This is a genomic window from Siphonobacter sp. (genome assembly GCF_048595215.1).
Taxonomy (GTDB): Bacteria; Bacteroidota; Bacteroidia; order Cytophagales; family Spirosomataceae; genus Siphonobacter.
Genome location: NZ_JBMDWJ010000031.1, coordinates 35,381 through 42,894, shown reverse-complemented (window position 1 = coordinate 42,894; position 7,514 = coordinate 35,381). Strand labels below are relative to the sequence as shown.

General features: G+C 48.4%; 5 protein-coding genes. 2 read left to right on the top strand and 3 right to left on the bottom strand.

Translation table 11 applies throughout. From position 1 onward, the window contains the following. Together ACOJTG_RS02190 and ACOJTG_RS02185 are read right to left on the bottom strand one after the other, a co-directional pair. The coding region (locus ACOJTG_RS02190) for an MlaE family ABC transporter permease (RefSeq protein ID WP_420152306.1) at window positions 1-682 on the bottom strand (682 nt) is incomplete at its 3' end. Window positions 683-967: 285 nt separating this feature from the next. Next, window positions 968-2,878, bottom strand: a complete 1,911-nt coding sequence (locus ACOJTG_RS02185; protein WP_420152305.1) for an amidophosphoribosyltransferase — start codon at window positions 2,876-2,878, stop codon at window positions 968-970. Between the two features lie 579 nt (window positions 2,879-3,457). On the opposite strand from ACOJTG_RS02185, the gene ACOJTG_RS02180 reads away from it, so the two are divergent. Both ACOJTG_RS02180 and ACOJTG_RS02175 read left to right on the top strand, forming a co-directional pair. Further along, window positions 3,458-4,975 carry an FAD/NAD(P)-binding protein gene (locus ACOJTG_RS02180; RefSeq protein WP_420152304.1) on the top strand — a complete coding sequence of 506 codons (1,518 nt, stop codon included), beginning with the start codon at window positions 3,458-3,460 and terminating at the stop codon, window positions 4,973-4,975. Next, window positions 4,975-5,892 (top strand): AEC family transporter, encoded by a 918-nt coding sequence (locus ACOJTG_RS02175; protein WP_420152303.1) that lies wholly within the window; start codon window positions 4,975-4,977, stop codon window positions 5,890-5,892. The genes ACOJTG_RS02180 and ACOJTG_RS02175 overlap by 1 nt, the downstream gene beginning before the upstream one ends. Before the next feature lie 94 nt (window positions 5,893-5,986). Here the strand turns inward: ACOJTG_RS02175 and ACOJTG_RS02170 are convergent, their stop codons facing one another. After that, the gene (locus ACOJTG_RS02170) at window positions 5,987-7,453 is read right to left on the bottom strand and encodes an NADH-quinone oxidoreductase subunit N (RefSeq protein WP_420152302.1); all 1,467 of its coding nucleotides are present in this window, start codon (window positions 7,451-7,453) and stop codon (window positions 5,987-5,989) included. Window positions 7,454-7,514 lie beyond the last annotated feature (61 nt).

Genomic DNA, 7,514 nt, shown 5'->3' with positions numbered 1-7,514 from the left:
TGGAAGAATGGTAGCCTTTGTAACAGCCTACGGTTCCAATCGTGAATCCAAAAACGAACGATTTAGTAATCGAAGCAAAAACATCCGTAAACGTAATGGTATTAAACACCTGCGTAAAGTAGGTCTGAAAACTGGTGGCTTCGTGCTGGTGAATGTTGATGAAACCGCCGAGCAATGCCAGAATCGTTGTATAGACGGTGAGAATCGGAATCATGGTTGTGGTGGCAATGACCCGGCTAACGACCAGAAACTTGAACGGATTCGTAGCAGAAACTTCCATCGCGTCAATTTGTTCAGTCACATTCATGGAACCCAGCTCAGCCCCAATATTTGACCCGACTTTTCCAGCCGCAATCAATGACGTAACCAGCGGGGCCAGAGCCCGCACAATGGCAATGGCAATCAGCGAAGGGAGCCAGGAGACGGCCCCGAATTCAGAAAGTGACGGACGCGACTGGTTCACAAAAACGATACCCGTAATAAAACCAGTCAAAGAAATGAGGGGAAGTGACTTCACGCCTACCTCGAAACATTGCTTAACGATTTCCTTGAATTCGTAAGGAGGCAGAAACGCTTCCTTAAAAATTCGAATAACAAACAGAAAGACGTCATGCAAATCCAAGAAAAAGCGATTGATCCTGCTTAGGCGTTTACTGCCATCTTGGGTATCAGTTTTATTCATTCGATAGGATGGTCTATAAAAGCAGATCTGACTACTCAGAACGTACTCTGGAGGATTTTCACGGCGACTAAAGGTTGTCAGATGGTTTGATAAAAAATCATACCTCATCTGCTCATTGAGGCTGCGAAGATACAACGAGCCCTTTATGGCAGTACTATGGCCCGTCGAAATTACGGGGTTGCTGGTCTATTTTGTAAACCAGCGTACTCGAATTCAGATCTTTGAAACACAAGAAAAAGACCAGCCTTTTTTAAAGCTGGTCTTTACTTAATCATACTAAGAATATTAGAAAGCTCCGTACGCCCGTTCGTTGCCCTTGCCAATCATGTAATTGACGAAAGCCCGGTTTACGACTTTGTTTCCGCCCGGCGTTGGATAGTTTCCGGTGAAGTACCAGTCGCCCGTATGGTTCGGACATGCTTTATGCAGGTCGTCCACGGTCTGGTAAATGATGGAAACTTCCGCCTGACAGTTTTTCGGCGTTACGATTTCAGCAATTTTCTTGGAAATCTGTTCGTCCGTGAAGGGTTCGTAGAGGGCTTTCACGTAGTTCTCCTGCGTGGCGTAACCATTCTCCAATGCATCTTTACAACGGGCCAACGTTTCTTCGAGTAACTCTTCGCGGTTTTCTTCTTCCAGTAATTTCAGTACCGCCCGGAACGCTACAAAATCCTTCATTTTCGACATATCAATGCCGTAGCAGTCGGGGTAGCGAATTTGCGGAGCAGAACTGACAATCACGATTTTCTTGGGTTCCAGCCGATCGAGCATCCGTAAAATCGAACGCTCTAACGTCGTACCCCGTACGATGGAATCATCAATCAGTACAATCGTGTCTTCTTTCTTTTTGATTACTTCGAAAGTCGTCTCGTACACGTTCGATACCATCTCGTCCCGGTGGGTGTCGTTGGTAATGAACGTACGCAGTTTAACATCTTTCGAAATAATCTTCTCCGTACGAGGCCGGAAGGAAAGCAGACGATCCAGGTCTTCCTCGAACAGAACGCCTTCGCGAATATGTTTCTTGCGTTCCTTCACCAGATGTTCGTCCAACCCTTCGACTAAGCCGAAGAAGGCCGTTTCTGCCGTATTAGGAATATAACTAAAGACCGTATTGGCCAGATCGTTATCAATTTCTTTCAGAATCTGGGGCAGCACCAGCTTACCTAAATTCTTACGTTCCCGGTAAATGTCCGGATCGGAAGCCCGTGAGAAATAGATGCGTTCGAACGAGCAGGATTTCTTTTCCAGCGGATCGCGGAATTGTTCTTCGCGGTACTCGCCGTTTGTATCGATGATCAGGGCATTGCCCGGTCCGATTTCTGCAATTTCGTCGTAATCGCAATTGAACGACATCTTGATCGCGGGCTTTTCAGAGGCCACGACAATCACTTCGTCATCCGCATAATAGTACGCCGGACGAATCCCTGCCGGGTCGCGAGCTACGAATGCAGCTCCTGAACCTAACATACCGCACATCGTATAGCCACCGTCAAAATCACGGCAAGACCGCTGTAACATACGGGCTACGTCGATGTTCTCTTCAATCAGAGAAGTCAGTTGCTGATTATCTTCGGGAAACAGCGGTTTGAAATGGTCGAATTGACGCTGTACTTCCTCATCTAGGAAGTGGCCAATTTTCTCCATTACCGTTACTGTATCCACTTTATCTTTCGGGTGTTGACCCAGGGAAACCAACTTATCGAACAATTCATCGACGTTGGTCATATTGAAGTTACCGGCTACAACCAGATTCCGACTCCGCCAGTTATTCTGACGCAAAAACGGGTGGCAGTTTTCGATTTCGTTCTTACCGTGCGTACCATACCGCAAGTGCCCCATCCAGACCTCGCCCGTAAAGCCGTAATTTTCCTGTAGCCATTCGGCGTTCAGGTACTTCTTCGAGTCTTCTTTCTCGGCCTTACGATACTTCTTATTGATTTTCTCGAAGATGTCTTCGATGGGCTTGGCCTCCACGGAGCGGTACCGACTGATGAAGCGATACCCGGGAGCTACATTGAGTTTGATATTCGCTATGCCTGCTCCATCCTGTCCCCGGTTTGCCTGCTTGTTCATGAGCAGGGCCATCTTGTTTACGGCATATAAGGGCGTGCCATACTTGTCGATGTAATACTGGAGCGGTTTGCGGAGGCGGAGAAGAGCGATCCCGCACTCGTGTTTGATTTCGTCGGACATTTAGGATGTCGTTTTGACTGCTCGCTTAATGAAGTAAATTTCCTTGAATCGAAATTACAACTTTAAGCCGGGAATGGTTCAACAAAAGTTCACAAAAAATTCATACTCGCATCAACGTCCGAATCGGACTTGGAATTGTTCAATTTCTCTAGTACTTACGTTAACCTACTCGTTTTTGGTTTCCCAAGTATGCCTATCCATGGTGAATTCATCCAAAATAATCGGGCCATCTTTCTAAAAACAGAAGCGATTCCTGCGAATTGCCAAATATTTCCCTAGCATCTATGTATTAGTAACAAATCAAAGGGTAGTGAGTTCGATTAATCACCTAATAAATAAAAAGTCATTCGTTGACGGAAGCTCTATACGTTGTCTTCTCGCGTCCCCTTCAGTGCCTTCCAATCCATACCTGCTCAAAATCAGGGCATGTTTTTTTAATGCTTTTTTAATACCACGAATACGCGTGTATGCTAAAGGTTTTTTTGACCTAAGCAGTACTGACCATCTTTTATGATCCGATAGCCCATTCGAATTCTACCCTTAGCCGGGGAAATCAAGAGTCGAGTAAAACCCACGCAAATGAATCAGAACTACCGGCAAACCATTGCCATTGTTGGAGCAGGAGCCAGCGGAACCACCTGCTTAATCCAGCTTGTACTCAAATACGTTGTCAACCGCTGTACTACGCCCCTCCGCCTGTTACTCTTCGAACGTAAACCGGAATTTGGTCCTGGACTTGCCTATGGTACGGGTCAGGAAGGGCACTTACTCAATACCAAAGCGGGACTCATGGGGATTGTACCCGGCGAACGTCTGCACTTTGTTGACTGGATGCATGCCAACAAAGCTGTTCTTGAGGAAGAGTATCCCGATCTGGAAATTAGCCCGGACTCGTACCCACCCCGTATGCTTTTTGGTAGCTACGTAAAGGCCATGCTTCAGGAATACACCGATCTGGCGGCAGAACATGACATTGAAATAGAAAAAGTTCAGGACGAAATCGTTGACGCTCAATTACTTGACGACGACCGTTTTGAATTGAAGTCGACGCAGGGCGAGACTTTTTTGTGCGATTACGCCATTCTGGCTACGGGTAATCCGGCTCCCTCTGCTTTTCAGGAATTCAAAGATTTACCGCAGTTTCTGATGTCTCCCTGGCCTTCCAAAAAAGTTCTGGAAACCATACGCGACAAAGAGGCTTCCGTGGCTATTATTGGGAGCAGCCTGACAGCCATTGATGCCCTCATTACGCTGGTTTCCAATGAGCACAAGGGCAAGATTCGTTTCTTTTCGAAAACCGGGTTACTTCCCCGCGTACAGGCCGCTCAGGAAGTGCCTTTCGATCGAAAATACCTGACGTTGCCCATGATTCGGCAGTGTATTCGTGAAAAACGGAGGGCTCTGCGAGTCACGGACCTGATCCGGCTTTTTAAGAAAGAGGTAGAAGAGCATCAGCCCCTGAAACCCGAATGGTCGATTGAAAAACGTACAGCAACGGATACGCTTCCCCTGCTGGAGGAAGATCTTCAGCAAGCCTATGAAGGTAGTAACCTCTACCAGAATATTCTGTACGACCTGCGGGATGATATTTATCCCATTTGGCAACTGCTCTCTCCCGATCAGAAATTACTCTTTTTATCGTGGGTAAAACCCTTTTACGACATCAACCGACATTCCATTCCTATCGAAAATGGGGAGAAGCTCGCCGCGTTACTCAAACAGGGACAGCTAAGTGTTACGGGCAGCAGCAAGGATCTGGAATGGGATGGCAAGCGATTCGTGCTACAAATGCAGGATGGATCGACCGAGTACGCGGATTTTGTCATCAATGCTTCCGGTCCGGCGGTTACGGTCGATGAAATGGTTGACCAACCCCTGCTCAAGCAATTGCTGGAAAAAGACCTGATCCGTAGCTACGAAGCGGGTGGTATCGTGGTCGATCTGCGTACCATGCAGGTCGTAGCCGATCAGACTGCCGGAAATTTATACGCCATCGGGCAACCCTTAGCGGGCATCCAGCACGAAGTAAATTCCCTTTGGTTTAATGTGGAACAGGCGGATTTGCTTACGAATCACCTGCTTGAAAAGATCAGCTGATGGAGATACTACAGGAATTATTACGTAAGGTACTGCCGCTGTACGGGTTCATTATCCTGGGCTTTTTTGCCGCCCGCAAATGGGGTCTCCAAAGCAAGTGGATTTCAAAAGTGATGCTGTATGCCCTGATTCCCCTCATCATCATTGAGAATCTGCTGAAAGCAGACTTGGCCGAAACGGCAGTCATTGGGGCCATTGTCTTCATACTGGCTAGCCTGATGAACTTACCCGCTATGCTGACGACCCGCTTTCTGGCGAAGGATCTGAATCCGAACATGCTGAAAAGCAGCTTTTCGTACTACAACATTGGCTGGTTTGGTATACCCGTGGTGATGGCCCTGTTTGGAGACGAACAAATGCCGCTGATCATCAGTGCTTACGTAGGGAATGCCTTGTACGGCGACACCGTTTGTTACTATCTGATGTCGCGAACCAAGGATATTCCCGTCAAGGAATCGGTGTTGAATGTTTTCAAGATTCCCGCTATTTATGCCTGTGTACTGGCGATTGTCCTGAACGTACTTGAGGTAGAAGTACCCGAAAGTATGGAGGTAGTGGGCGATGTGGTTAGCTGGGTCGTATCGGCCTCCGGGATGTTGCTCATTGGCATCACGCTGGAAAAGATCGATTTCAAAAAAATTCCCTACGCCACCTTTGCCAAGATCCTGAGCGTACGCTACATCGCGGGAGCGATCATCTTGGTAGCTTTAGTTTTCCTGGAAAAGGGTTTAATTGGCCGACTGGACGAAAATCAGAGTAAGCTGATGCTACTGCTCGCCAGTTTCCCTATTGCGGCTAACCTGGTCGTATTTGCCACGAATCTGGATACCGAAAAAGAAAACTCAGCCCTGCTGGTTGGCCTGTCTTCCATAGCCTCGCTGGTACTAGTACCGGCGGTTTGTCTGGTGTTGTTTTAGGAGGTACACATGTCTAAAAAACGAAAACGCAGCCTTTGAAAGGTTGCGTTTTCGTTTTCTGGTAATGTCACAAGCCGTTTACTCTTCGGCTTTTCTAACTCACAAATCCCGCAATCCAGTTCATCAGCCAGTCCGTTCGAAGGAATAGGACAATAATGGGAATTACTAACACCAGAGCGAGGATTACTTGCGGCCAGCGGGGCGATACCAGCGACTGCCCCGGTTCAGCCGTTTTGAAGAATAGGGCGTAAGGAATTTTCACGTAAAAAGCCAGGGAAACCGCCGTATTGAGCAAGCCAAAGACAAACAGTATCAGGAACAGCGATGCGTTCGTATGCTGATACGCCTCCCAGAGCGAACTAAAGATGAGTAGCTTGGCCGAAAATCCAACCGTCAACGGCAAGCCTACCAGCGAAATAAAAGCGATACTAAGCAAAATAGCGGGCAACGGCTGTTGCCGCCCTACCCCACTAAAACTTTGAATGGGTACTTCATTTTTCGAACGGGACGTCGATAAAATGTCAATCAGCAGAAAGCAGGCCATGCTGGCGAAGACATAACTCCCCAGGTAGAACGTAGCCGTTTGCTGACCCAATTCGGAAAAAGCCACTAAACCCACCAGTACAAAACCCGACTGAGCAATGGAGGAATACGCCATGAGTCGCTTGGCTTCGGTTTGCCACAGGGCTGAGAAATTGCCTACGGTAATGGTGGCCAGCGAAAGCACCGCTAGTACGGGCTGGAAATTCAATGGCAGTACGCTAAACAAACGCATCAAAACCAGAAAAGCCACCGCCTTCGGTGCTACTGAAAAAAAGGAAACAACGGGTGTGTCGGCCGCTTCATAGACGTCGGGATTCCAGACCTGAAAGGGTACCGCCGAAACCTTGAAAAGTAACCCACTGATCGCCAGTAAAATGGCCGACGCCGATACCAGCGGATCGGTTTCGAGCAACGCCCGACTAAAGCTCGGATTGGTGAAATCAAGCGTACTGGTCAGGCCATACAGCAGACTCATTCCGTAGAGCATCAGGGCCGATGCGACGGACCCAAACAGTACGTATTTCATGCCCCCCTCGGAGCTTTTCCGGTCGCCGCGAAGGGCGGTAAGGATGTAACTGGAAATGGATACGACTTCCAGGGAAAGGTACACCATTAGCAGGTTCGTAGCCATCGACAGTACCAGCAATCCGAATACGGTGCCGATGAGTACGGAGAAAAATTCGCCCGACCACCGCCGTCCCGTCACCCAGCTGTGCAAAACCGTAATCAGGGCCGTCAGCGTCACCAGTAGCTTAAAGAAAATAGCCCGGTCGTCGAGCCGCAGCATGGATCCAAACAGGACTCCCCGCGGCTGTATCTGCCACTGTTGTACCAGCAATACCCCCAGAAAAGCAAAGGCCAGAAAGGTAAGTCCGTGAAAGAATCCACCCCGACTTTCGGCGTGTGCTTCGGGAGCAATCAAATCCCAGGTAATAATTCCCACAAAAGCCACCACCAGCCAAACTTCGGGAGTGAAGCCGGAAAGACTGGCCAGGATGTGGTCGAGTTTTTGAAGCATGATGCGTATAGGCCGTTCGCTCCAGGCGGCAGGCTGTTATGGACGAAGGGCCAAGGCCCTT

Coding starts and splice junctions, on each gene's coding strand:
- ACOJTG_RS02170 (WP_420152302.1), bottom strand. CDS start 7,453: ATGCTTCAAAAACTCGACCACATCCTGGCCAGTCTTTCCGGCTTCACT.
- ACOJTG_RS02175 (WP_420152303.1), top strand. CDS start 4,975: ATGGAGATACTACAGGAATTATTACGTAAGGTACTGCCGCTGTACGGG.
- ACOJTG_RS02180 (WP_420152304.1), top strand. CDS start 3,458: ATGAATCAGAACTACCGGCAAACCATTGCCATTGTTGGAGCAGGAGCC.
- ACOJTG_RS02185 (WP_420152305.1), bottom strand. CDS start 2,878: ATGTCCGACGAAATCAAACACGAGTGCGGGATCGCTCTTCTCCGCCTC.